Genomic DNA, 22,414 nt, shown 5'->3' on the forward strand with positions numbered 1-22,414 from the left:
ACGGTGGGCGACGCGCGCGACAAACGCGAATCGCCATTGCGGTCCAGGAGGATGCGCAACTGGCGTACCGCGCGGGCGGCAGCCAGGGCACGCTCCTTGCGCGGACAGGACAGCACCCGGGCGAACGAAGGCGAGGGAGCAAAAAGCGCGGCTCAAAAATCCGAAGGGAGTTTGATGATGCGGCGATTCCATGCAGCGACGCGCCATAAGCGGACGTTGCCCGTGAGCGCCGTCGTTCCGGAATGAGCGATGTGCCGGAAAACGTGGAGACATGCGATGGGTATCGAACAGCACGTCGTCTCATTTCTGACCTCCGTGGGGCGCAAACTCGCCACCGCGGAGTCATGCACGGGCGGACTGATGGCCTCCACACTGGCTGCCGTGCCGGGAAGCGGTGGGTGCCTGGACGTCGGGTTCGTCGCGTACTCGCCCACGGGAAAGGCCGGTTTCCTCGGCGTGCGCGAAGAAACGATGGAGCGTTACGGGCTCACGAGCGAAGAGGTCGCGCGCGAAATGGCCGAAGGAGCGCTGGCGGCGGATGGGTGCAGCGCGGATGTAGCCGTCTCCAATACCGGGGTTGCCGACGCGGTCTGCGACGGCAATGGGCCGCCGGCCGGCACCCAGTGCTTCGGCTGGTCATGGCGTCTGGAAGATGGGCGATGCGTGACCTTCACCGAAACCGAGCGCTTTGTGGGATCGCGCAACGAGATTCGCGCCGCGGCCGCTCAATACGCGTTCTCGCGTATTGAGCACTACTTCAACCAGCTTGCTCAGCAATCCGTATAGCCGCGACGTGGCGCCGTTTCTTGCGCGCAACCAAACCGGGTCATCAGCCGGCGAGCGTCGAAAGGGGCTTCGGTCTTCTGATCGTTGTCGAAATAGCAGTACACGTCGCGCGGCTTGCGCTCAGATGCACCGAGTTCCGGAGCGATGAGTCGCGCGTGCGCGGCGGATTTCCCCTCGCTCCATGCTCTGAAGCGGGCTTCCCATTTGTCCAGCGACGCGTCGCTGTAGGCGCCCGCATATCTTCCGGTTGAGCCATGCAGCCGCGCGTAGGTGAAGTCGGCCGTGGCGTCCTCGGCATACGGCCACGGCTCGGTGGAGTCGGACACCACGAGCGCGACCCGATAGCGTCGTAGCAGATCCACGAACGCAGGGACAACGAAACTCGCATGACGGATTTCGATGGCGTGGCGCATGGTCCGGTTCTGGTCGATGGTGAGCCACGGAGCCTTCACCCGCGCGTCGTGGCGCCTCGCCAGACGCAGTGCGGCTTCCGTGTCGGGCGGCAGCAGTGCGAGGAAGCGTTCGAGGCGCTCGACATGGAAGGTGTAATTTGGCGGGAACTGCCAGAGTAAAGGCCCCAACTTGTCGTTCAGTGCGAGCAATCCTTGCGCAAAGAAGTTCGCGCACGCAATGGTTGCCGTTTCGTCGCGGAAGCGCAGCATGTGTGTGAGGTAGCGCGCGCCCTTGATGCTGAAGACGAAACCTTCCGGCGTTTCGTCGCGCCAGTGCTCGAACGATGCCGGCGATTGCAGACTGTAGTGCGTGCCGTTAATTTCGATGGTCTGCACGGCGCGCGACGCGAAGTCGAGCTCGCGCTTTTGCGGCCAGCCGGGCGGATAGAACGTGCCGCGCCAACCATCATAGCGCCAGCCGGAAATGCCGATCCGCACTTTGCCCATGATGGTTTCCTCTTCGATCTTGCGAACGGGAGCACTGCCGCGCTTCATCCCAGTCGGGTGTTTGCTGACACTCAGCACAGCCTGTTCCCGCGCACCCAACGAAGACCTGACAGGTACGAGTCATGCGTAATGGCGGCCGCGGCGTCGTCACAACGAAAGCGGCTCGCTCGCAACACTCAGGCGCCAGGTGCGAACGCGCTCATGTCTGTGCCTCGCTCAAGAAGCCCTTGAGCATGCCGAGCGTATCCGCGTCCTCGACTGACTTGTCGGTGCGCCAACGCAGCATCCGGGGAAAGCGCACTGCGATGCCCGACTTATGCCGCGAGCTTGCCTGAATTCCTTCGAAGCCGATCTCGAACACCAGGGTTGGTGTGACGCCGTGCACCGGTCCGAACTTCTCAATTGTCGTCTTGCGCACGATTGCATCGACTTTGCGGATTTCTTCGTCGGTGAGTCCTGAGTACGCCTTGGCGAACGGCACCAGCGTGCGCACGCCGTCTGCTTCGTCCCAGACCGCAAACGTGTAGTCCGTGAAGAGGCTCGCCCGCCGGCCGTGACCACGTTGGGCGTACAGCAGCACGGCGTCGATCGAAAACGGATCGATCTTCCATTTCCACCACGTACCCGATGCCTTGGTACGTCCGACGCCGTACATCGATGTCCGCTGTTTCAGCATCAACCCTTCGACGCTGCGCGCGCGGCTCTCCTTGCGCAATTGCCTGATCGCGTTCCAGTCTTCGGCGGCCACGACCGGCGATACGCGCAGCAATTCGGTCGCGGGCGATTGCGACAACGACTGGACAAGCGCGTCGAGTCGCGCGCGTCGTATTTCGAGCGGTTGCGTGCGCAGATCGCGACCCTCGGCTTCGAGCAGGTCGTATGCGACCATCGCGGCGGGCGACTCGCTGAGCACCTTTCTGGTCAGCGACTTGCGCGTGATACGCGGCTGCAGACGCGCGAATGGCAATGGTGCACTCGCCCCCGGTTCCCACGCGAGAATTTCCCCGTCTATGACCGAGCCGTTCGGCAACGCAGCAGCCATCGCCTCCAGCTCCGGAAAACGTTCGGTTACGAGGTCTTCGCCCCGCGACCAGATCCAGACGCGTCCTGCGCGTTTGACGAGTTGTGCGCGAATGCCGTCCCATTTCCATTCGAAGATCCAGTCCGCGGTCGGGCCGAGCGTTGTGGGGTCGGCCTGCAACGGATGCGCGAGAAAGAACGGATAGGGCAAGCCGATGTCGGTGGCTTGCGGCGTGTCGGCGTCGTCGCCATCGGCCGAAGCGGTGATTAGCCGGAGATACCCGGCGGCTGTCGGTGTCTTGTGCGAATGCGTCCACCCGACGAAGCGCTGCGCGATGCGTTTGTGGTCGACGCCCGCGACCTGCGCGAGCGCGCGCACGACGAGCTGCCGTGAGACGCCGACGCGAAAACCGCCGCCGATGAGCTTGGTGAGCAAAAACCGCTCGCTCCAGTTCAGTTCGTCCCAGTAGGCGGTCAAACGCTCGCGTACGGCGTCCGGCTCGCTGCCTCGCAACGTCAGCAGGCGCTGCCCGACCCATTGCGCCAGACCCAGTTCCGATTCACGCGACGCTGGCGGCAGCACGTGCGCGATCGTCTCTGCGAGGTCGCCGACTGCCTGATATGACTCGTCGAACAGCCATTGCGGCAGGCCGGCGCAATCGCGTGCGCATTCGATCAGCCTTCGCGTAGGCACCGACTGGCGAGGCTTCCCACCTGCGAGGAAGTACGCCGCCCACGCCGCGTCTTCAGGTTCGGCGCCGGAAAAATAGGCAACCAATGCTTCGAGCTTGTCGTTGGTGGACGTCGTCGCGTCGAGCGCTGCGTAGAGTGCCGCAAACCGTTTCATTTCGGCGCGTCCTCCGTCGTGGCGGCATCGGCGTCTGCCTCGATCGCGTCGCCGCCATATTCGGTTGCGAAGGTGCCGGCATCGAATCCATGTTCGAGAAGCCATCGCACCATCGGCTCGATGTAACCGTGCGTGACGATCACGCGCTCAGCGCCAGTTGCTTTGATGGCATCGTTGAGACCGGGCCAGTCCGCATGATCCGATAAGACGAATCCCCGGTCGACTCCGCGCCTGCGTCTCGCACCGCGCAAACGCATCCAGCCAGATGCCAATGCGTCGCGATGCTCGCCGAAACGCCGTGTCCACGCGCTGCCTTTCGCGGAGGGCGGCGCAATGATCAGCGCGTTTCTGAATGCGGCCTTGTCGTGCATCGGGATTTCGCCGACGCGTCGCGTCGCGGGCAAGTCGACTGCCGCATCACGATAGATTCGATTCAACGTTTCGACGGCACCGTGGCAGAAGATCGGGCCGATGCCAGGGTCCACGCCGGCGAGCACACGCTGCCCTTTGCCGAAGGAATAGCAAAACAGCACCGACGCCAGCCCTTGGGCCGCGTTATGCCGCCACCAGGCGTTGATGCCGTCGAATACGGCATGCGACGGTTCCCACCGGTAGACAGGCAAGCCGAAAGTCGATTCCGTGATGAACGTGTCGCACCGGACCGGTTCGAACGGCGTGCATGTCGGGTCCGGTTCGATCTTGTAGTCGCCCGATGCGACCCATACACGCCCGGCATGCTCGAGCCGCACCTGGGCCGAGCCGAGCACGTGTCCTGCCGGATGCAATGACACGCGCACGCCATTGACTTCGATCTGTTCGCCGTACGGCAAACCCTGCACTGCGATACCTGGCAATCGGGTCTGCAGTACGCCGAGTCCCGCTTGTGCCGTCAGGTAGTGGCGATGACCAACGCGTGCATGGTCAGCGTGCGCATGAGTAATGATCGCCCGTTCGACCGGCTGCCATGGATCGATGTAAAACGCCCCCGGCGGGCAGTACAGTCCCTCAGGAAGGGCAATGATCAAATCGGAGGAGGTGTTCATGTCGTTGGGCTCGTCGCTCGCGACGATCGTGGAGCCTATGAGTGGGTTCACAAAGCTGGAGCCAGACATGTTCCCGGATCACTGCAGAATGCCGGCGCGGGCGCCACGCAGGGCGAACTTTTGCCGGCACGCGCGATGCGCTCAAGGCGATATTAACTGCGGAGGTAGTCATGAGCGACCAAAGAAAGGCTGGAGAATGCGGCCAATCGGCGCTGCTGGAGTGCGGCGGGGTCGAATCACCGGGCGTGGGACTCGGCCGCACGCCTGAATTGACTTCAACGCCGGAGTTTTAAGCGTTGGCGCGGGGCTTCAAAAAATCTTCGCGCGGGGCCTTCAAAAATGCGCGGCGAGTCGATACAATGGCGACCCTTCGAGCCCACGAGGCGAGAAGAGACGGGATCTTTACGCGTCCCGAGTTGTATTGGATTGCCGACGTGGTGAAATTGGTAGACACGCTATCTTGAGGGGGTAGTGGCGAAAGCTGTGCGAGTTCGAGTCTCGCCGTCGGCACCAAAATTGAATCGAGTATCGTGCGCGGGACCTGTGTGGTGATACTGGAACGAATTGCATTCGCGCGCTTCTGCTGCGAATGGCGCAAGAGAGCCGGCTGATAAGCCGGCTTTTTATTTTGCGGGCAATCGTAAGGACTCCAGCATAGTTCCAGGCGAGCGCGCGGGAGTGCTTGCGAGGATGCGTGCGCCGCGTATATAATCGCCGCTCTTCGAGCAGGTCCGCAAGCTGACCTGCTCGATTCTGCGTCATCCCACTGGCGCAGAAGCCGTTCTGCATGGGGGTATAGCTCAGCTGGGAGAGCGCTTGCATGGCATGCAAGAGGTCAGCGGTTCGATCCCGCTTACCTCCACCAACAGAACGCGTGGCCTTCGAGCACGTTGCTTCTTCATCATCCTGATTCACTTCCCCGCATCGCATCGAAATTCGCGCAGCCATTTTCAATGGATTGCATTCGCGCGCACCGTCACAGCGGTAACGCATGCGTCGACAGAATCTCCTTGAGCACCATGAAGCTGCGAACCTGCCGCACGCCCGGCAAGTACAACAACTGCTCCGCATGCAGCTGGTTGAAGCTTTCGTTGTCGCGCGTGCGCACCAGCATGAAGTAATCGAATTCGCCGGTCACGACGTGGCATTCCACACAGCCTGAAACCTTCTGGGCCGCTTTCTCGAATGCGGCGAACGCCTCGGGCGTCGAGCGGTCGAGCACGAAGCCGATCACGACCAGCATGCCTGCGCCGAGCGCCTTCGGATCGAGCAGCGCGACGATTCCGCGTATCAGCCCTAACTCCTTGAGCCGTTCCACACGCCGCAGGCACGCGGGCGCACTGAGCTTCACCCTGGCAGCGAGGCTGACATTAGAAATCGATGCGTCCTGCTGCAAATGCCTGAGGATCGCGCGATCGATGCGATCCAATGCAGGCGGCTCATTCGGCGTAGCGGGAGAGTGTCTGATTAATTTCATTGCGTCGTTTAACCGTTTTGCACATTAAAAGTTTTTCGAAGCCAAAAAGAATGCTTTAAACGTAGGCCGTCGATATTTTTTTAGCAAGCTCATTTCGCGGCATCGCGCCTAACATTTCTCCATCGGATTGCGCGTTCCAGGCGCGTACCGACCGTTGACCACGCCCCGCATGAGCCGACCTCCCGGAGATATTCGATGAACCTCCAGCGTTTTCCCCGTTATCCACTCACTTTCGGACCCACGCCCATCCAACCGCTCAAGCGCCTGAGCCAGCACCTCGGCGGCAAGGTCGAGCTCTACGCGAAGCGCGAGGACTGCAACAGCGGACTCGCGTTTGGCGGCAACAAGACGCGCAAGCTCGAGTACCTGATTCCCGACGCGCTCGCTCAAGGTTGCGACACGCTAGTTTCGATTGGCGGCATCCAGTCGAACCAGACGCGTCAGGTTGCAGCCGTTGCTGCGCATCTCGGCATGAAGTGCGTGCTGGTCCAGGAGAACTGGGTCAACTATTCCGATGCCGTCTACGACCGCGTAGGCAACATCCAGATGTCACGCATGATGGGCGCGGACGTGAGGCTCGTGCCAGACGGTTTCGACATCGGCATTCGACCGAGCTGGGAGGAGGCGCTAGAGAGCGTGCGCGCGGCGGGTGGCAAACCGTATGCGATACCGGCGGGCTGCTCGGAGCATCCGCTCGGCGGCCTCGGTTTCGTGGGCTTTGCCGAGGAAGTGCGGGCGCAGGAAGCGCAATTGGGCTTCAAGTTCGACTACATCGTCGTGTGCTCGGTGACGGGCAGCACGCAGGCGGGCATGGTGGTCGGCTTCGCGGCGGACGGCCGGGCGGACCGCGTGATCGGCATCGACGCTTCGGCTACGCCGGAGAAGACCCACGCGCAAATCGCGCGCATCGCACGTCATACCGCCGGGCTCGTCGATCTCAACCGCGATATCAGCGAGAAGGACGTGATTCTCGACACACGTTACGGCGGCCCTGAGTACGGGCTGCCGAACGAAGGCACGCTGGAGGCGATTCGTTTGTGCGCGCGGTTGGAGGGCGTGCTGACCGACCCCGTGTACGAGGGCAAGTCGATGCACGGCATGATCGACAAAGTGCGCCGTGGCGAATTCGAGCCCGGGTCGAAGGTGCTGTACGCGCATCTGGGCGGCGTGCCGGCTTTGAGCGCGTACAGCTTTATTTTCCGCGACGGCTGAGTTCAAACGCGGTTCGCTGGCGCGCGAGGCGGACGCCACGGTCTTTGACTTTGATCACGGTGTGCATCCGCCCAGCACCAACGAGCGAAGAACCTGACGTTGTTGAAAGGCGTTACGACATGAGGCCGTAAACGGTTCGATGTTTGCGGCGTTGGCGACCGTCACCGAAATGACGCCGTAACGTGAAGCACTTCACGCATAAGGCGTGCTGTGTAGTGTTTGATTAACGCGGTGGGTGCCACCACAATCATAAAGTCAGGTCGGGAACAAGCGCCGAGTGACTCACGGACTGACGGGCGGCTCCCTCCGCGTTCGCCCCCGGGGGGGCACGTAGCGTATCCGCACTCCGGCTTCCGGATTGGAAGCGAAAATGGCTACCGTTCGGGACACTTCCAGATTCAGCCTTTTCCTGCACACCGGAATGGTCGCCCTGGCGTATTTCGCCGGTGCAAAGCTAGGCCTTTCCTATGCGGTAGTGGGCGGCGCAATCTCACTCGTATGGCCTTCCAGCGGCATCGCACTCGTTGCGCTGCTCGCACTCGGCATCGAAGTCGCCCCGGGTATTGCCGTCGGGTCCTTCCTCGCCAACGTGTCGAGCGGCGTGCCTGCTGCCGTGGCCGCGGCGATAAGCATCGGCTCCATGGCTGGACCGTTGACGGCAGTGCTATTGCTCAACCGCGCGACACGATTCCGGATCACCCTCGCGCGCATCAACGATGTATTGGCCTTCATCGCCCTCGCTGCGGTGGCGAGTACGGGGGTCAGTGCGCTGATCGGCACGACCGCCCTGCTGGGAGGGGGACTCGTGCCTGCCGCCCGGTACGCCGCAGCCTTTCTGAAATGGTGGCTCGGCGACATGATGGGGGTTCTCGTCGTGGCGCCGGCCCTGTTCAGCCTCCTCACGTATTCAAACCCTGTGCGATCCGCACAGCGGATCATGGAAGCGTGCGGACTGATTGCTGCGACCTTTTGGGTGAGCTACCTCATCTTCGGTGCCCCGCAACTTGCGGGGCACGGCTACTACCCGGCAGCGCTCGCGATCTTTCCATTCATTATCTGGGCGGCGCTGCGCTTCGATCGCCTTGGCGCGAGCATCGTCACGCTAGTGGTCTCGGTCGTGGCTATCTGGGGCACTACCCACGGTACGGGGCCCTTTGCCGCCGAATCTCCTGTGGACAGCCTGGTGAGGTGGTGCGCCTTCGCGAACGTCGTGGCGGTGACGGGACTGTTGCTGGCGGCGGCACGCGCTCAGGAACAGGGCGCCTATGATCTGCTGCAGGCGGCCCACATCGAACTCGAGCGACGCGTGGAGGAGCGCACCGAAGACCTCGCGAAGGCGAACAACGAGCTAAAAGATGAGATGCAGCGACGCCGTTTGCTGGAGGGCGAGCTGATCCGGATCGGCGATCAGCAGCAGAGACTCATCGGCCAGGAACTGCACGACGGACTTGGGCAACAGCTGACCAGCCTGGGACTGTACTGCGCGGCGTTGAATCAGAAACTGCAGACCCAGGGCCACCCGGCCGCCGCTGACGCCGCTACCGTCGTCGGCCTCGTGAAGCAGGCGTCCCTGATGACCCGCAGGATCGCCCACGGCCTCGATCCGGTCGCGATGGAATACGGCGGACTTGCGGACGCATTGCAAGCGCTGGCGGAGACGGCTGGCGCGCTCGATGGCGTAGATTGCAAGCTGCGGATCGCGCCGGATGTGGACTTGCTGGACCCGCTGCTGCAGATCAACCTGTACCGAGCCGCACAGGAAGCCGTCAACAACGCGCTGAAATATTGTCGTGGCCACCGCATCTGGATCGACCTCGAGCGGGCGGGCGGTCTGCAGACGCTCTCGATCAGCGACGATGGGGTAGGCATCGGCCCTGAGGAAATGGAGCGTGCCGCGGGTCTTGGACTGCACAACCTGCGCCACCGGGCGAGCCTTCTGGGCGGCTCCTGCACCGTGACCCGCAACGGCTTGGGCGGCACCACCGTCGCCATTAGCTATCCGCTACCGGAGGGTACTGGCCGTGCAGAGGAAATGCGCTAGCCCAGGCCGTGCGACTCAAATCCTGATCGTGGATGACCACCCCATCATCCGGGACGGGATGACGCTCTTGCTCAATCTGCAAGAGGATCTGCACGTCTGCGGTGCAGCGGGCAGCGCCGACGAAGCGCTCGCGGCGATGAAGTGTCTGCCCGACATGGCCATTGTGGACATCAGCCTGCAGACGGATTCCGGCCTCGAGCTGGTCAAGACGCTGCGGCACCGTTATCCGGATCTGGCAATCCTTGTCCTTAGCATGCACGACGAAAGCCTGTTTGCCGAACGCGCACTGCGGTCCGGGGCAAACGGGTATCTCATGAAACTCGAGGCCACGGAGCATGTCGTGAGCGCTATCCGCGAAGTGCTGGCGGGCAATATCTACATGAGCGCCGCCATGCACGAGAAGCTGGCGCGGGCGCTTGCCGTCCCACACAAAAAGGCCGAGAGCCAAATTGCGAACCTTTCGGAACGGGAATTCGAAGTTCTGCACCTGATCGGACTCGGCTTCAGCACCCGCGATATCGCAGAGAAGCTGAACCGGAGCGTGAAGACCATCGAAGCGCACCAGGCCAATATCAAGGAAAAGCTGAACATCCGTAGCGGCAAGGAGCTGACGCGCTTCGCCATTCAGTGGATCGAGAGCCAATAGGGCTGAGCCAGCCCGCCGAATAAGGCAATCCCCTAGCCTCTTTTAGGACAGGTGCCTGGTCCATGCACATGGAGTCGGCGCATACAGTCTTATCTACCCAACGCCGACGCTCTGTCGCCGGGCGTTTGCCGAAGCCGCGCAGCAGCAAGCGCATGGCGATGCGAGCCTGCGCGACGCTCGCTGTCGCAGCCCTCGAGCGCCGATAGTTTGCATATGTTCAACCCAGTCGTGCTCAAGGCAAGGAGGTTCGCCTTGAGCAATCTCGTTCGTTGCAGGAGGAATCATGAAATACCTTGCTCAAACTGTCGTTATCCTTACTATCGCGGCTGCTCCGGTGCTCTCGCTCGCACAGTCGAACGGCCCCGTGACAACTGAACAAGTTCGCGCCGAACTCGTCCAGCTCGAACAGGCTGGCTATCACGTCGGTGACGGCGACAATGCAAGCTATCCAGCCGATATCCAGGCTGCCGAAGCGCGCGTGGCTGCGCAGAACGGCGGGAGCAGTTACGGCGGGATGGTCAGCGGATCGTCAGCGTCTGGCGCGCCCGCGGCGGCCATTCCCGGGTTGAAGCCGGTTTACTTCGGTCAGTAAGACAGTGCGTCGACGCACTGTCCTGAGTGGTCTCACAGCACGTCGCACCAACGCATCACACGTTACGCGAAAGCCCCTCTTCCGAATCGAGAGGGGCTTTTTGATTGCTTCGCGGAGTTTGGGGGAAAGAAGGCGAGGATCATCTAGGCGAGCAGCAGCAAGGCATCCGCGAGCGAGAGTGCCGTGGTGCGCGAATCGAATGCGGTGGAGAACAGGTGTTCATGTACCACCGGATCCGGGTCATAGCAGCAATCCTTGACCGTATACAGGCGGTAGTCCGCGTCGCTCGCATACGCGACCGACGACAGCACAACACCGGTCGATGCGATGCCGACCATAATCAGCGAATCGACACCTTCTGCGAGAAGTCGTGCCTGCAAGTCGGTGCCGAAGAACACACTGGCCCGGTGTGCAACGATGACGGGTTCGCAAGCCTGCCGCCCTAACTCCGGCGGGATATGGTCGTCGACAAAGAGACCGAGTTGCTTGATTCCCTGCCCATTCTTGTTCAATGGGCTGACTTCCGGATAGCCCGGGCTGAAGCGGAGGTTGGCGAAATAAACGCTGACGCCTTTGGTTCGCGCCGCGTCGCAGAGCTTGCGCGTATTGGCAAGCAAGGCCGGCGCGACCGATGGGAAGAGCCCGAGAATGTCGGTCTGATAGTGCATGACGAGAAGCGCGGTTTGGGCCGGCGCGATTGGCGGGATCGACTCCATTCGCAGTTCTCCTGTCTCTCGACACGGGGTTCATATTCACAACGCGAGAACGTCGAACGCGGAGAAGCATGTATTGCGAACGCGACGTGCCACTGCCGTGCAAATAGTACATTATGTCGTCGCGCATGGTTAGCCATGCAGACGAAGTATCGTCTGCATGTCGTCCGCGAGCCTGAGAACAGTGATTCACCAGGCTTCGATTGGCGCCATTTCATAAGCTCCTGTCTCGCTCGATGCTGCAACGGGCGGTCGATCGGCGGGGCAACGTGTCTTCGGGAGTCATGTAGGTCGAGCGGAATGCGTAGCCAGTCAGTCCCGCAGTGGACCTTCCGCCAACGACGCTCCCCGTACATGCGGGACGCTCACCCACGCGTTACTGAGAATTGAAGCGCAATATCTGGAGTGTCGACCGCGGGCGATTCAGTCATAGTTGGGCTTCCTCACTCAGGAGTCGACATGCTGCGCTTATACGACTATCTGCCCTCCCAGAACGCCTGGAAGATCCGGGTTCTGCTTCGCCTTCTCGGCATTCCCTATGAGACCCATGAGGTCCCCATTTTCGAGGGCGCGGGGCAGACCGACGCCTTCCTCAAGCTCAACCCCTCAGGCGCTGTGCCAGCGCTCGAACTGGAAGACGGCCGCGCCCTGTCCGAGTCGAATGCGATCCTTCAGTTTCTGTCTGAGGGGACCGCCTTCCTGCCTTCTGAGCGATTCGGGCGCGCCAAGGTTGCTCAATGGCTCAGCTTCGAGCAGTACTACATCGAACCGGTCATCGGCTCCTTGCGTTTCTGGACATTGACGGGGCGGTTAAAGCGTAATGCTGCGATGGTCCCAGACAAACAGGAGACCGCCACGAAGGCGCTGCGAGCCCTCGATCGGTCCCTGACGGATGCGACCTTCCTGGTCGGTGACGGCCTGTCCATTGCCGACATATCGATCTACGCATATACCCACCTGGCAGGCGATATCGGTATCGACTTGCCAGCCTACCGTGCACTCGCTGCCTGGCTGTCGCGCGTCGCTGCCGAGATTGGTCCCAACACTCCCGTGCATCCTTACACCATCGATCCGCACGCCATCGTGCGTGACTAGAGGGCGCGCGAAGTTGCGAGCTGACGAATCGCGCGTCCAGCGATTGAGCGTTTGGTCTGCTTGGGAAATCGGACACCTGAGCGACCGCATCATCCGAAATCCCGCCGTTGGCGCACGGGGATAAAATCAGGATCCGACCGAATTCGACCTTCGAGCCGTTTCGCAGTGATACCGCCGATCAGGATATTGGAAGCAGACAACTCGCCTCGCAAAACCACATGAAAACGTCCATATTGGCCGTTCTGTTGTGCCTGACTACGGCAATTGCACACGCCGCGGGAATAAAGTTCGCGCAGATTCCGGCTGATGCCGCCGGTCCGGCGTTAAAAGCGATAGTGTGGACACCATGTGCTGAGCCTGCCCAGGAGGTGCCGATCGGTCCATATGTCCTGAAGGGGCGGCGCGACTGTCCGACCGTTGGCGAAAAGCTTCCCCTCGTGGTCATTTCGCACGGCTATGGCGGATCGTACCTTGGCCACAGAGACCTTGCCGAGACGCTGGCCGAGGCGGGCTTTGTCGTGGCGGCAATCAATCATCCAGGCGATACATTCTCTGACATGACCCGGGCCGACGATATGTCTGTGTTCGTCGAGCGACCGACCGACATCAAGCGTCTTATCGATTACATGTTGAGCACCGCCCCCGACGCAGCCAGAATCGACCCGCAACGGATAGGCTTTTTTGGCTTTTCGCGCGGCGGCTACACGGGCCTGGTGTTGGCCGGCGGCAACCCGGATTTCCCGCACGCCGATATTACGTGCCCGGACCCGGGCGCCCCGATTTGCAAACAGGTTCGAAGTGGAGTGGTGTCCACCGAACACCTGACTCATGACGCACGGATCAAAGCCTTTGTGCTGGCGGACCCGTTCAATGCATTCCCAACCGCGGCGAGCCTGAAGAATGTGCAAGCGCCTATTCAGCTTTGGGCTTCCCAGTTCGGTGGCGCCGGCGTGCTGCCGCGCAACGCCGACGCACTCGCCAGGACCCTTCCTCACAGGCCTGAATATCACATTGTTTCCAGCGCGGCGCATTTTGCTTTTCTTGCTCCGTGTCCTGCGGCAATGAAGAACAATGAGCCGGACCTCTGCGTCGATGCGAACGGCTTCAACCGGATAGTCTTTCACAAGCAGTTTGACGAAATGGTGCTCACGTTTTTTCAAGCGAATCTTCGGTAGATCCCAGCATGGTCCGGCGGACCGCACGTACCGGATGAGGCGGGCGGCGAGCGTCCATTGCACCTTGAAAGTTGCCGTTCGTGCGTGCTGGCAACCAGAACGCGCCGGCCGCATACAAACTCGCATCGCGCCGCAATATACGTTGCGATGCCGTTCGAGCTGGCGCAGCCTTAAATGCAACTGTTCGGCCATTGCCACCTGCCTGTCCGTTCAAGTCGCGGTCGGCCACTTTCGCCATTTGGACGCAGGCCATATGCGATGATGCCAATACTCACCACATCTGCGCCTCGCCATGCCATCATCCAGCGCAACACGAACGACATCGCTTGCGCTGAACAGCGTGGCCACCATACTGGCTTCGATGTTTTGCTTCGCTGTAGTGGATGCACTGGCGAAGACAGTCGCGCTGCAATATCCGGCAAATGAAGTCACCTTCTTCCGGATGCTCTTCGGTCTGGCGCCGGCAGTCGCGATGTGCTGCCGTGGGCGTCTTTCGATAACCGAGCGCCTGGCCAACATCGACATCAAAGGGCAGACTGCACGTGCGCTGACGCTCCTCGGCGCCTCAGGACTTTTCTTTGCCGGCTTGCCCTACGTCCCATTGGGAGAAGCGGTTGCACTCGCGTATTCGGAAACGCTAATCGTCATCCTGCTCGCGCCTTTGGTTTTGCGAGAGCGATTGACGGGAAGTGGAGTCGCCGCGGCGCTCGTCGGATTCTGCGGTGTGCTGCTCGTGGTGCGCCCGGGTGGCGGTCAGTCGAGCTGGCTCGGTCCAGTGTTCCTTCTCCTCAGTGCATTCTTCGGCGCGCTGTCCATCGTCCAGATCAAACGCATACGATCTACCGACGACTCGGTGACGACGGTTCTGTTTTTCACCCTCGTAGGGACGGTCGTTACCGGTCTTACTGTCGTGTTCAACTGGCGCCCCCCATCTGTGAAGGCGCTCTTGATCATGGCACTTCTTGGCGCGTTCGCGACCGCAGGTCAGATCTTGATGACGGTCGCTTTTCGCCAGGCGGACGTCGGGAAGCTCGCACCGTATAACTACACGAGCATCGTCTGGGCGGCGCTATTCGGTTACGTCATCTGGGGCGAGATGCTTCAGCCGCTGTCACTAGTGGGAATTGCACTCATCGTCGGCAGCGCCATTTCGGTCTCGGTCAGCCGGAAAGACAAGGAAGGACCGCTCGCCTGACGTGTCATCCGCCGGCGTTCGGCCGGGAGGCATGACGTAGGGTAGACACTCAACGCTGCCGATGGAGACTTTCGTTGACCGCATGCGAGCCATCGGCAAAGCCACCATCCTCGGACACCTCACCGGTATCGACGGACTCCGGTGCCGCGCCCGTTTCTGCAGGCGGCAGCGGTCCGGCCGCGTCGTCGCCGAGCAAGGGGCGCTCAGGGTGCACGAACAGCCATAGCAGCGCACCGCAGGCGGCCGCCGCGCCGATCACGATCATGCCGCTTGCCCAGCTATGCGTGACCTTGACGATCAACGCCAGCGTCATGGGGCCCGCGACGTTCGAGAGTGCGCCCCACACGTTCGTCCAGCCCGACATGACACCGGCGAACGCGCGCCCGAGATCCTGCGTGGCCGACCACGCGACCACCTGCACGAATCCCACCGCGGCAAAAGAGAGGCACAGCAAGCCGATGACCATCGCCATCGATTCCGCGCGCGAGGCCGCCGTCAATGCGAGCGCGCTCACGACGAATCCGGTCATTGCAACGGGCGTGCGCGCCCGATAGATCGAGCCGGTTTTTCGAAGCAGCCAGTCGCTGAATGCCCCCGCGACGAATACCGCCACGAACACGGCAACCCAGGGCAACGACGCGTACAGACCCATCGCCTTGAGCGATAGCCCGCGCGCACGCATGAGATAGGTCGGCAGCCACGTCGTGTAGAAGCTCTGGATCAGCACCAGCAGGAAGTACTGGACACCGAAGATCCAGAAGCGCGGCTGCTTCAGGCAGCGCCTGAGCGCACCCCTGGCTGCCACGCGCTCGGGTGGCTGGCCGGCGGCGATGTACTCGACTTCCGCCTTTGTGATGAGTGGGTGCGCCGCCGGCGTGTCGCGGTAGCCGAACCACCAGATCGCGCCGAGCAGCAGGCCCAGCGCGCCGAATCCGAAGAAAACGGCGTGCCAGCCGAACCGGGCGATGGTCCACGCCGTGAGCGGCGCCGAAACGATCGGGCCAAGATAGAGCCCGGCGAGCAGCAGGGCATTGCCTTTCGCACGCTCGCTGGCCGGAACCCAGCGCTTGAGCGCGACGACACTGCTCGACCAGTCCGCAGACTGCGCCCCGCCCAGCACGAGGCGGCATCCGAAGAGCCAGGCGAACGAGGTGCCCAGCGGCGTGGCGAGCATCATGAGCGACCAGAGCGTGCTCGTGCCGAACAGCACCTTGCGCGACCCGAAGCGCTCGGCAGCACGGCCGGCCGGTATCTGCCCGATTGCATACGCCCAGAAGTAGATCGTGAGAATCATCGACATCTCGACGATCGACAGGCCCAGTTCATTCTGGATCGTCGGGGCCGCGACCGCCATGGCCGTGCGGTCGAGCGTCATCACGAACGTCAGTGGCGCAACGAGCATTGCCACGATCTTCCAGCGGAGATGGTTCACGGTGTGCAACATCCCTTGTATGAAAAACCGCGAATTACGCCTCGCGGTCGGCGTGATCGGGATCGGCGGCGTCGAACCCTTGCGGATCGCGCTCGGCCCACTGATGCGCCCAGGCCAGCAGCGGCTGCAATGCGGCCAGGAGCTTCCTGCCTTCGGCTGTCATGCGGTAACCGCCATCGCCATGCGCGACGAGACCGGACGCCCGCAATTCCGCGAGCCGCGTATTGAGCAGGCGGGCATTGGTGTCGCACGCTTCCTGGAGTGCGCGAAACGTCAGCGCCTCGCCGCGAAGTTCCCACAGTATCCGCAGTGCGGTACGCCGCCCGAGCAGGTCCAGCACGACCATGATTGGCCGTCCGGTGGTCGAGCCGCGTACAGGTTGTCCTGGCCGTGGAATTTTCATGCTTTACTTTTTAAAGCATCGAGTCCGCACTGTCAACCGGCGACCGCGGAGCAGGCGCTGCGCCAATCCAGCGCTACGCGTGATGTGAAAAGCGCTGGCCGAGTTCGCGCAACCAGGCCAGAAAGGTGTTGATCGCAGGATCGTCGAGGCGTGCTTCGCGGACATAGCTGCAATAGCGCCATGCCGGCAGGGCGGGGCCGTCGAACGGGAAGACGAGACGGCCCTCTTTGACGTCGAGCGCGACGAGCGCGGTAGGTCCCATTGCGATCCCCAGGCCGTCGATGGCGGCTTGCAGGGTCAAATAAAAGTGATCCAGTTGCTGGGAATGGCGCGTGGCAAGCCCGGGGTGGCCGCTCGCGGCAAGCCATTCCGCCCAAAGGCCGGGATAGGTCGCCGTGTGAAGCAGGGTGTGGTGCGCCAGGTCCGAAACACGGTGTATCGGATGAGACTCCAGCACCTTGGGCGAGCATACCGGTAGCCGGACTTCCGATAAGAACTCCTTGACCGCATAACCCGCCGATTTTTGCTCGCTGCCGCGAATCGCCACGTCGCATTCGTCGCCGAGCTTTTCGATTGGCTCGTCCGAAGTCGTCAGCCGGACCTCTACTGCCGGATGGGTCAGCTGGAAGCTCGAAAGCTGCGGCAATAGCCAGCGCAACGCGAACGTCGTCGGCGCGTTGACCCTCACGATCTGCGCGCGCGTGGCCCGAAGCTGCTCGCTGGTGGCCAGCGCGATGCGATCCAGCGCCGCCGATACCTCGGCCAGGTAGGCGCGCCCCGACGCAGTCAAGACGACCCTGCGGCCGCGGCGTTCGAACAGATCGAGTCCAAGCCAGTCCTCCAGTTGCCGAACTTGTCGGCTAACGGCCCCGTGCGTGACGCAAAGCTCCTCGGCCGCCATGGAAAAGCTCTCCGCGCGGGCGGCGGCTTCGAATACGCGCAGGGCGTTCAACGGCGGCAGACGACGCGACATCGACCGGATTCCTATGTGACTTTTCCTGACAAGTCCCGTGAGTTTACATCGCTTTTCGTGGCGGCGGAGTCGCCCTATATTGAGCCCCTTTGCAGCAGCTCCGGTTCTGGATCTGTTCGATTAACTCACCAGGGAAAATCTCGCATGTCGAATGTCGTCGTGGTCGGCGCGCAGTGGGGCGATGAGGGAAAGGGCCGGATCGTCGACTGGCTCGCGGAGAAGGCGGATATCGTCGTCCGTTACAACGGTGGCCACAACGCCGGTCACACGCTCGTGGTGGACGGCCGGACCTACAAGCTGGCGCTGCTGCCCAGCGGCGTCGTGCGCGGGAAGCTTGGCCTGATCGGCAATGGCGTCGCGCTCGATCCCGAGGCGCTGCTCGCGGAGATCGACCGCATGGCGGCGCTGGGTATCCGCGTCACGCCGGAGGTGTTGCAGATCGCCGAGACGGCCGCGCTGGTGCTGCCGGTGCATCGCGCGCTCGACGCTGCCCAGGAACGGATGCGTGCGAAGCCGCTCGGCACCACCTTGCGCGGCATTGGGCCGGCGTACGAGGATAAGGTTGGGCGCCGCGGCCTGCGCGTGTGCGACCTGGCCGAACCGGACCTGCTGGCCGAGAAGCTCGACGTTCTGCTTGAGCACCACAACGCGTGGCTTCGCGGCTCGGGCCAGGCGCCATTCCCGCGCGAGCCGATGCTGAGCGGCCTGCTTGCCATGGCGCCGCGCATCCTGCCGTTCGTGGGCCGCGTCTGGGAACAGCTCGACCACGCCCATTCGTCGGGCAAGCGCGTCGTGTTCGAAGGCTCGCAGGCGATCATGCTCGACGTGGATTGGGGCAGCTACCCCTATGTGACGTCGTCGAGCACCATCGCCGCGGGCGCGGCCAGCGGGGCCGGCATCGCGCCGTCGCAACTGGGGTGGGTGCTTGGCGTCAGCAAGGTCTATGCGACGCGCGTCGGCGAAGGCCCGTTCACGTCGGAACTGGACGGCGCGCTCGGCGAAGTGCTCCGGCAGCGCGGCGGTGAGTACGGGGTCAACACCGGCCGCCCGCGACGCTGCGGCTGGCTGGACACCGTGCAACTGCGTCAAAGCTGCAAGGTCGCAGGCATCAACCAGCTCGCGCTGACCAAGCTCGATGTGCTCGATGGCTTCGAGTCGCTGCAGCTCTGTGTGGGCTACATGCTCGATGGGGCGCGCATCGACTACATGCCATCCACGAACGCCGAGCAGCAGCGTCTGCAGCCGGTTCTCAGGCGCTTCGACGGCTGGGCCGGTTCGACCCGGGGCGTGCGCTCCTATGGCGACCTGCCGCCACAGGCAGCGGCGCTGATCGAAGCGATCCAGAACGAAGTCGGCGTGCCCGCGGCGATTGTCACCACCGGCCCTGAACGCGACGATGCGATTGTCCTGCAATCCCCATTCGCGTAATGCCCGAATATCGGCCTAACCTTCGCTGTCCATCCTTGAACGGACCTCGCCAGCCGAAAGGTCGCGCTGATGGGTGGCAATCTGCCAGGTGTTTCCCCACGGATCTCTGACCATCGCGCGCCTGTCGCCATATGGCAGATCGGCAGGAATCTCGAGCGAGACCGCATTCGCCGCGATCGCTCGCTGGTAGGTCGAATCGGTGTCCTGAACGTAGACGTACAGAAATGCCGGCATCGGCTCGCGAAGACCGTCTGCGCCGCTAACCATCACGACGGAATCGCCGATCCTGATTTCGGCAGGCAACCCATGGCGAAATGCGCCTTGTGCCTGAAACACCGTCTTGATGAAGGCGACCAGGTTCTCCGCGTCGCGTACGACAATTCGGGGCGTAACGGTGTGCCATCCATCGGGCTGAAAATTGGCCATGTCGGGCAGCCTCGCAAGAGATTCGCCCGGGCATTCTGCGCCGGGTGCCCGATTGGCGCTAGCCGCGTTTGCGCAGCGGCTCGAGCAAGCCCTTCAGGCCGTTATGGTCCAGTTCCTGCATCAGCGCGAGCAGCCGGCCGATCTCGCCCGGCGGGAACCCTTCACGGGCGAACCAGTTGAGGTAATGCCCCGGCAGGTCGGCGATGAGCCGGCCCTTGTATTTGCCGAAGGGCATGGCGAAGGTGACGAGGCGTTCGAGGTCTTGGGCTTGCATGGCGGTATTGTGCACGGCCTGGCGTTCGCGCGCGAATGCTACGAACGCAAACGTGGCAGGCGCTGTCGACATCGACTGACTTCGCTGCCCGAATTTCCTGTCAATTTGACCCGCGGCCCGCGCCGTTCCTCACGGCGTCCCGTTCGCGCAATGCACTGCAAACCCGGGCCGTTCGGCAAGCCGTTCGAAATATGCAGCAACAGCCGGCAAATGCGGATGCTCGAACGGTGTGCCGAACCAGCGGTTCACCGACAACCCAATGGGAATATCGGCAAGCGAGAATTGCGCGCCGGCGACGAACGCGCCGGTCGCCTGCAGCCGCGCGTCGAGAATGCGCATATGCCGGGTCCAGTTCTCGATGGAAAGGGCAATTTCGCCGGGCGCCTGGTGAGCCGGCGACGCTCTGACCAAGGCGAGAAATGCATAGCTCCACGAACGGTTCAGGTCGGTCGCCTGCCAGTCCATCCATTGATCGACGCGAGCCCGCTCGCACGCATCGGCAGGATAGAGATGCGCGCCGCCATAGCGGGACGCCAGATAGCGGATGATGGTGTTCGACTCCCACAGCACGAAATCGCCGTCCCTGATGACCGGCACGAGCGCGTTGGGATTCAATGCGAGGAACGCCGGCGTATGCGTCGAGCGAAAGCCCGAGCCCCAATCCTCACGCTCGAAGGGCAGGTTTAATTCGACACAGGTCCAGAGCACCTTGCGAACGTTGATGGACGATGCTTTGCCGAGGATGTTGAGCATATCGAAAGGAAAGAAGAGGGAGCCGCGCCCGTGCACGATACGTCATGCATGTGGCCGCGGCCATGTACAGTTCCCCGAACATGCGCCGCTGCAGTTCCCGGCAACGCTTGCAATCCGCACGCAACCGGTGCATGGTTCAACGACTTTCCCCGGCTCGAACCAGGAGACTCGACGATGCCGCTCGCGCTATATGGACATCCGTTTTCCTCGTACACGCAGAAAGTGCTCATCGCGCTGTATGAGAACGACACACCTTTCGAGTTCCGCGGCGTCGGACCGGATTCCCCCGAGCATACGGCGCAGTGGCTGCAACGCTGGCCGCTGCGCAAGTTTCCGGTGCTCGTGGACGGCGAGCGCAACGTTGCGGAAACCAGCATCATCATCGAATACCTGCAGCTCGCGCATCCCGGGCCGGTGCGCCTGCTGCCTGCCGATCCCGTGTCCGCGCTCGACGTGCGCTTTCTGGACCGCTTCTTCGACCTGCATGTCATGACGCCCGTGCAGCGCGCCGTGGATGGCGCGTTGACCGGCGATCCGGCGCGGCGCGACGAAGGGCGCGCCTTTGCCGAGGAAAAACTCGAGCTCGCTTATGCATGGCTCGAAGGCCACCTCGCGGGCAAGACGTGGGCAGCGGGCGAGGACTATACGATGGCGGACTGCGCCGGGTCTTCATCGCTTTTCTATGCAGACTGGACGCATCGCATCGCCCCGACTTATCCCGTCCTGCGCGCCTATCGCGAGCGCCTGCTCGCGCGGCCTTCGTTCGCGCGGGCCGTGAACGAGGCGCGGCCATATCGTCCGCTCTTTCCGCTCGGCGCGCCGGATCGCGATTGAAGCGATTCGTTCAGGGATGCGAAGTAAGCGCGGCACCATTGTGAAAGAGGCTTGCACGATGCCATGCAAGCCTCTTTCGCGTTACAGACACTAGATCAACCCACCGAAGGCTCACCTTCGCCGGACTGCTTGCCCGGGCGGTCGGCGGGCGACTGCTTGCGCGACTTGTCATCGCGCTCGGGCATGGCGCTGCGCTGGTCGTCGCTGTGCTCGGTGTGTTTCTGCTGGTTTTCGTTCGCTTTGCTGGCGCCCTGTTCATGGCGCTTCGGGTTGCTGGCGGTCATCGTTCCTCTCCCATTCCGGTAGGTCCGCCAGATCCCGCAAGGCTCGCGCCCGGCGCGCGAATACGTTCTACGCGCTTTCACGCTCCTTGAGCCGTTTGCGGTGCGCGGCCACTTTGGCGCGATTCCCGCAGATCGCCATGCTGCACCAGCGGCGCGCGTGCCCGCGCGTGTGGTCGGCGAACAGGAGGGTGCATTTCGGGCCTTCGCAGGCTTTCACGTGCGTGAAGTCCTGCTCGCCGACGAGTTTCGCCAGCGCCTCGGCAATCGGCATCAAGAGCGATTCCGGCGTTTTCCAGCGGCGACTCACGCGGTATTCGAACGTCGCCGCGCCGTCACTGCCGACCGCAACGACTTCGCCATAGCGGTCGTCACGCGCGAGCAGATCGTTGAGCGGCGCGAGTTCGCCCAGATCGGCGGCGGCGAGCGGCCGGCCTTTTCTGTCCCGCACGAAGGACCTGAACCATTCACGTAGCGCGCGCGCCTCGCCCGCGACGGTGTCGAACTCGGCCGCGGTGAACTGCGCGCGCAGCGCAGCAAGCGCCGGCGCGGGGACCATGCCCGCCTGTGCGAGCCAGGACAGCAAACCTTCGCCGTCGGCGATCCAGTCGATGGGAACGTCCACCGGTGTGGCAACCGAGTTCAGGAAGTCGAGCCCCGGCGTGTCGGCCACGAATATCGCCGGTATGGGGCGGTAGTCCATTTTCTTGCCGCAAAAGGGTAATCAGGGTGCATTCAGTGTAACCGTCAAAATCGTTCTTGACAAGTTACATCACGGATTAGTAACCTCTAATCCACGATCAACTCGGTTACATAAGGAGCGAAGCATGTCTCACGGTAAAGCGAGCTTTTCCGTTCACCTCTGGAGG

General features: G+C 62.5%; 24 protein-coding genes and 2 tRNA genes. 13 read left to right on the forward strand and 13 right to left on the reverse strand.

Annotated features, from left to right (window positions below; genetic code table 11):
* Positions 1 to 246, forward strand: a 246-nt coding sequence (locus AB4Y43_RS34875) for a hypothetical protein (protein ID WP_368729853.1), incomplete at its 5' end; no start/stop codon positions are given.
* Positions 247 to 276: 30 nt separating this feature from the next.
* Positions 277 to 786 (forward strand): CinA family protein, encoded by a 510-nt coding sequence (locus AB4Y43_RS34880; protein WP_368729854.1) that lies wholly within the window; start codon positions 277 to 279, stop codon positions 784 to 786.
* Here AB4Y43_RS34880 and AB4Y43_RS34885 read toward each other — a convergent pair.
* From AB4Y43_RS34885 to AB4Y43_RS34895, 3 genes are all read right to left on the reverse strand, one after another.
* Entirely contained in the window at positions 771 to 1,685 is a 915-nt protein-coding gene (locus tag AB4Y43_RS34885; RefSeq protein WP_368729855.1) for a DUF72 domain-containing protein, read from the reverse strand. The genes AB4Y43_RS34880 and AB4Y43_RS34885 overlap by 16 nt on opposite strands.
* Positions 1,686 to 1,884: 199 nt before the next feature.
* Positions 1,885 to 3,552: an ATP-dependent DNA ligase gene (locus tag AB4Y43_RS34890; RefSeq protein WP_368729856.1), complete on the reverse strand. Its 1,668-nt coding sequence runs from the start codon at positions 3,550 to 3,552 to the stop codon at positions 1,885 to 1,887.
* Positions 3,549 to 4,595 (reverse strand): ligase-associated DNA damage response exonuclease, encoded by a 1,047-nt coding sequence (locus AB4Y43_RS34895; RefSeq protein ID WP_342949803.1) that lies wholly within the window; start codon positions 4,593 to 4,595, stop codon positions 3,549 to 3,551. The genes AB4Y43_RS34890 and AB4Y43_RS34895 overlap by 4 nt, the downstream gene beginning before the upstream one ends.
* A 428-nt stretch (positions 4,596 to 5,023) precedes the next feature.
* Between AB4Y43_RS34895 and AB4Y43_RS34900 the strand changes: the two genes are divergently transcribed.
* Together AB4Y43_RS34900 and AB4Y43_RS34905 are read left to right on the forward strand one after the other, a co-directional pair.
* Positions 5,024 to 5,108: transfer RNA gene (locus tag AB4Y43_RS34900), tRNA-Leu, on the forward strand.
* A 276-nt stretch (positions 5,109 to 5,384) separates the two neighbouring features.
* Positions 5,385 to 5,460 (forward strand) — tRNA-Ala (locus AB4Y43_RS34905).
* Positions 5,461 to 5,571: 111 nt separating this feature from the next.
* Here AB4Y43_RS34905 and AB4Y43_RS34910 read toward each other — a convergent pair.
* Positions 5,572 to 6,072: an Lrp/AsnC family transcriptional regulator gene (locus tag AB4Y43_RS34910; protein ID WP_368729857.1), complete on the reverse strand. Its 501-nt coding sequence runs from the start codon at positions 6,070 to 6,072 to the stop codon at positions 5,572 to 5,574.
* Between the two features lie 195 nt (positions 6,073 to 6,267).
* Between AB4Y43_RS34910 and AB4Y43_RS34915 the strand changes: the two genes are divergently transcribed.
* From AB4Y43_RS34915 to AB4Y43_RS34930, 4 genes are all read left to right on the forward strand, one after another.
* Entirely contained in the window at positions 6,268 to 7,284 is a 1,017-nt protein-coding gene (locus tag AB4Y43_RS34915) for a 1-aminocyclopropane-1-carboxylate deaminase (protein WP_368618312.1), read from the forward strand.
* 370 nt (positions 7,285 to 7,654) lie between these two features.
* Entirely contained in the window at positions 7,655 to 9,325 is a 1,671-nt protein-coding gene (locus AB4Y43_RS34920) for an MASE1 domain-containing protein (protein ID WP_368729858.1), read from the forward strand.
* Between the two features lie 28 nt (positions 9,326 to 9,353).
* Entirely contained in the window at positions 9,354 to 9,971 is a 618-nt protein-coding gene (locus AB4Y43_RS34925) for a response regulator transcription factor (RefSeq protein ID WP_342949778.1), read from the forward strand.
* A 283-nt stretch (positions 9,972 to 10,254) separates the two neighbouring features.
* Positions 10,255 to 10,563 (forward strand): DUF4148 domain-containing protein, encoded by a 309-nt coding sequence (locus AB4Y43_RS34930; protein WP_069263525.1) that lies wholly within the window; start codon positions 10,255 to 10,257, stop codon positions 10,561 to 10,563.
* Between the two features lie 143 nt (positions 10,564 to 10,706).
* Here AB4Y43_RS34930 and AB4Y43_RS34935 read toward each other — a convergent pair whose 3' ends face one another.
* The gene (locus AB4Y43_RS34935) at positions 10,707 to 11,279 is read right to left on the reverse strand and encodes an isochorismatase family cysteine hydrolase (protein WP_368729859.1); all 573 of its coding nucleotides are present in this window, start codon (positions 11,277 to 11,279) and stop codon (positions 10,707 to 10,709) included.
* Between the two features lie 456 nt (positions 11,280 to 11,735).
* On the opposite strand from AB4Y43_RS34935, the gene AB4Y43_RS34940 reads away from it, so the two are divergent.
* The 3 genes from AB4Y43_RS34940 to AB4Y43_RS34950 all read left to right on the forward strand — a co-directional run bounded on the left by AB4Y43_RS34940 (position 11,736) and on the right by AB4Y43_RS34950 (position 14,741).
* On the forward strand, positions 11,736 to 12,371 hold the full coding sequence (locus tag AB4Y43_RS34940; RefSeq protein WP_368729860.1) for a glutathione S-transferase family protein: 636 nt from the start codon (positions 11,736 to 11,738) through the stop codon (positions 12,369 to 12,371).
* Positions 12,372 to 12,589: 218 nt separating this feature from the next.
* Complete coding sequence (locus AB4Y43_RS34945) at positions 12,590 to 13,546, forward strand: alpha/beta hydrolase family protein (protein WP_368729877.1); 957 nt, start codon at positions 12,590 to 12,592, stop codon at positions 13,544 to 13,546.
* Positions 13,547 to 13,838: 292 nt separating this feature from the next.
* The gene (locus tag AB4Y43_RS34950) at positions 13,839 to 14,741 is read left to right on the forward strand and encodes a DMT family transporter (RefSeq protein WP_368729861.1); all 903 of its coding nucleotides are present in this window, start codon (positions 13,839 to 13,841) and stop codon (positions 14,739 to 14,741) included.
* Positions 14,742 to 14,790: 49 nt separating this feature from the next.
* Here the strand turns inward: AB4Y43_RS34950 and AB4Y43_RS34955 are convergent, their stop codons facing one another.
* From AB4Y43_RS34955 to gcvA, 3 genes are all read right to left on the reverse strand, one after another.
* Positions 14,791 to 16,173, reverse strand: a complete 1,383-nt coding sequence (locus tag AB4Y43_RS34955; RefSeq protein ID WP_368729862.1) for an MFS transporter — start codon at positions 16,171 to 16,173, stop codon at positions 14,791 to 14,793.
* 34 nt (positions 16,174 to 16,207) lie between these two features.
* Positions 16,208 to 16,519: a winged helix-turn-helix transcriptional regulator gene (locus AB4Y43_RS34960; protein WP_256094589.1), complete on the reverse strand. Its 312-nt coding sequence runs from the start codon at positions 16,517 to 16,519 to the stop codon at positions 16,208 to 16,210.
* A 130-nt stretch (positions 16,520 to 16,649) separates the two neighbouring features.
* Positions 16,650 to 17,549: a transcriptional regulator GcvA gene (gene gcvA / locus AB4Y43_RS34965; RefSeq protein ID WP_368729863.1), complete on the reverse strand. Its 900-nt coding sequence runs from the start codon at positions 17,547 to 17,549 to the stop codon at positions 16,650 to 16,652.
* 144 nt (positions 17,550 to 17,693) lie between these two features.
* Between gcvA and AB4Y43_RS34970 the strand changes: the two genes are divergently transcribed.
* Positions 17,694 to 18,977, forward strand: a complete 1,284-nt coding sequence (locus AB4Y43_RS34970; protein ID WP_368729864.1) for an adenylosuccinate synthase — start codon at positions 17,694 to 17,696, stop codon at positions 18,975 to 18,977.
* A 15-nt stretch (positions 18,978 to 18,992) separates the two neighbouring features.
* Here the strand turns inward: AB4Y43_RS34970 and AB4Y43_RS34975 are convergent, their stop codons facing one another.
* The 3 genes from AB4Y43_RS34975 to AB4Y43_RS34985 form a co-directional block, all read right to left on the reverse strand.
* Positions 18,993 to 19,403 (reverse strand): VOC family protein, encoded by a 411-nt coding sequence (locus AB4Y43_RS34975; protein ID WP_368729865.1) that lies wholly within the window; start codon positions 19,401 to 19,403, stop codon positions 18,993 to 18,995.
* Between the two features lie 58 nt (positions 19,404 to 19,461).
* Positions 19,462 to 19,677 carry a DUF3820 family protein gene (locus AB4Y43_RS34980; protein WP_069263529.1) on the reverse strand — a complete coding sequence of 72 codons (216 nt, stop codon included), beginning with the start codon at positions 19,675 to 19,677 and terminating at the stop codon, positions 19,462 to 19,464.
* A gap of 129 nt (positions 19,678 to 19,806) precedes the next feature.
* Positions 19,807 to 20,430, reverse strand: coding sequence for a glutathione S-transferase family protein (locus AB4Y43_RS34985; RefSeq protein ID WP_368729866.1), 624 nt, complete (start codon positions 20,428 to 20,430; stop codon positions 19,807 to 19,809).
* A gap of 174 nt (positions 20,431 to 20,604) precedes the next feature.
* Here AB4Y43_RS34985 and AB4Y43_RS34990 point away from each other — a divergent pair, with 174 nt between their 5' ends.
* The gene (locus AB4Y43_RS34990; protein WP_368729867.1) at positions 20,605 to 21,264 is read left to right on the forward strand and encodes a glutathione S-transferase family protein; all 660 of its coding nucleotides are present in this window, start codon (positions 20,605 to 20,607) and stop codon (positions 21,262 to 21,264) included.
* Positions 21,265 to 21,359: 95 nt separating this feature from the next.
* On the opposite strand, the gene AB4Y43_RS34995 is transcribed toward AB4Y43_RS34990, so the two are convergent.
* Together AB4Y43_RS34995 and AB4Y43_RS35000 are read right to left on the reverse strand one after the other, a co-directional pair.
* Entirely contained in the window at positions 21,360 to 21,548 is a 189-nt protein-coding gene (locus tag AB4Y43_RS34995; protein WP_368602728.1) for a hypothetical protein, read from the reverse strand.
* Positions 21,549 to 21,615: 67 nt separating this feature from the next.
* Positions 21,616 to 22,248 (reverse strand): ABATE domain-containing protein, encoded by a 633-nt coding sequence (locus AB4Y43_RS35000; protein ID WP_368729868.1) that lies wholly within the window; start codon positions 22,246 to 22,248, stop codon positions 21,616 to 21,618.
* Between the last annotated feature and the right edge of the window lie 166 nt (positions 22,249 to 22,414).

The organism is Paraburkholderia sp. BR10872, from assembly GCF_040965835.1.
In the GTDB taxonomy this organism is placed as follows: domain Bacteria; phylum Pseudomonadota; class Gammaproteobacteria; order Burkholderiales; family Burkholderiaceae; genus Paraburkholderia; species Paraburkholderia nodosa_A.

Coding starts and splice junctions, on each gene's coding strand:
- AB4Y43_RS34985 (WP_368729866.1), bottom strand. CDS start 20,430: ATGCTCAACATCCTCGGCAAAGCATCGTCCATCAACGTTCGCAAGGTG.
- AB4Y43_RS34960 (WP_256094589.1), bottom strand. CDS start 16,519: ATGGTCGTGCTGGACCTGCTCGGGCGGCGTACCGCACTGCGGATACTG.
- gcvA (WP_368729863.1), bottom strand. CDS start 17,549: ATGTCGCGTCGTCTGCCGCCGTTGAACGCCCTGCGCGTATTCGAAGCC.
- AB4Y43_RS35000 (WP_368729868.1), bottom strand. CDS start 22,248: ATGGACTACCGCCCCATACCGGCGATATTCGTGGCCGACACGCCGGGG.
- AB4Y43_RS34945 (WP_368729877.1), top strand. CDS start 12,590: ATGAAAACGTCCATATTGGCCGTTCTGTTGTGCCTGACTACGGCAATT.
- AB4Y43_RS34880 (WP_368729854.1), top strand. CDS start 277: ATGGGTATCGAACAGCACGTCGTCTCATTTCTGACCTCCGTGGGGCGC.
- AB4Y43_RS34920 (WP_368729858.1), top strand. CDS start 7,655: ATGGCTACCGTTCGGGACACTTCCAGATTCAGCCTTTTCCTGCACACC.
- AB4Y43_RS34995 (WP_368602728.1), bottom strand. CDS start 21,548: ATGACCGCCAGCAACCCGAAGCGCCATGAACAGGGCGCCAGCAAAGCG.
- AB4Y43_RS34990 (WP_368729867.1), top strand. CDS start 20,605: ATGCCGCTCGCGCTATATGGACATCCGTTTTCCTCGTACACGCAGAAA.
- AB4Y43_RS34975 (WP_368729865.1), bottom strand. CDS start 19,403: ATGGCCAATTTTCAGCCCGATGGATGGCACACCGTTACGCCCCGAATT.
- AB4Y43_RS34935 (WP_368729859.1), bottom strand. CDS start 11,279: ATGGAGTCGATCCCGCCAATCGCGCCGGCCCAAACCGCGCTTCTCGTC.
- AB4Y43_RS34895 (WP_342949803.1), bottom strand. CDS start 4,595: ATGAACACCTCCTCCGATTTGATCATTGCCCTTCCTGAGGGACTGTAC.
- AB4Y43_RS34980 (WP_069263529.1), bottom strand. CDS start 19,677: ATGCAAGCCCAAGACCTCGAACGCCTCGTCACCTTCGCCATGCCCTTC.
- AB4Y43_RS34940 (WP_368729860.1), top strand. CDS start 11,736: ATGCTGCGCTTATACGACTATCTGCCCTCCCAGAACGCCTGGAAGATC.
- AB4Y43_RS34910 (WP_368729857.1), bottom strand. CDS start 6,072: ATGAAATTAATCAGACACTCTCCCGCTACGCCGAATGAGCCGCCTGCA.
- AB4Y43_RS34930 (WP_069263525.1), top strand. CDS start 10,255: ATGAAATACCTTGCTCAAACTGTCGTTATCCTTACTATCGCGGCTGCT.
- AB4Y43_RS34890 (WP_368729856.1), bottom strand. CDS start 3,552: ATGAAACGGTTTGCGGCACTCTACGCAGCGCTCGACGCGACGACGTCC.
- AB4Y43_RS34970 (WP_368729864.1), top strand. CDS start 17,694: ATGTCGAATGTCGTCGTGGTCGGCGCGCAGTGGGGCGATGAGGGAAAG.
- AB4Y43_RS34915 (WP_368618312.1), top strand. CDS start 6,268: ATGAACCTCCAGCGTTTTCCCCGTTATCCACTCACTTTCGGACCCACG.
- AB4Y43_RS34885 (WP_368729855.1), bottom strand. CDS start 1,685: ATGGGCAAAGTGCGGATCGGCATTTCCGGCTGGCGCTATGATGGTTGG.
- AB4Y43_RS34950 (WP_368729861.1), top strand. CDS start 13,839: ATGCCATCATCCAGCGCAACACGAACGACATCGCTTGCGCTGAACAGC.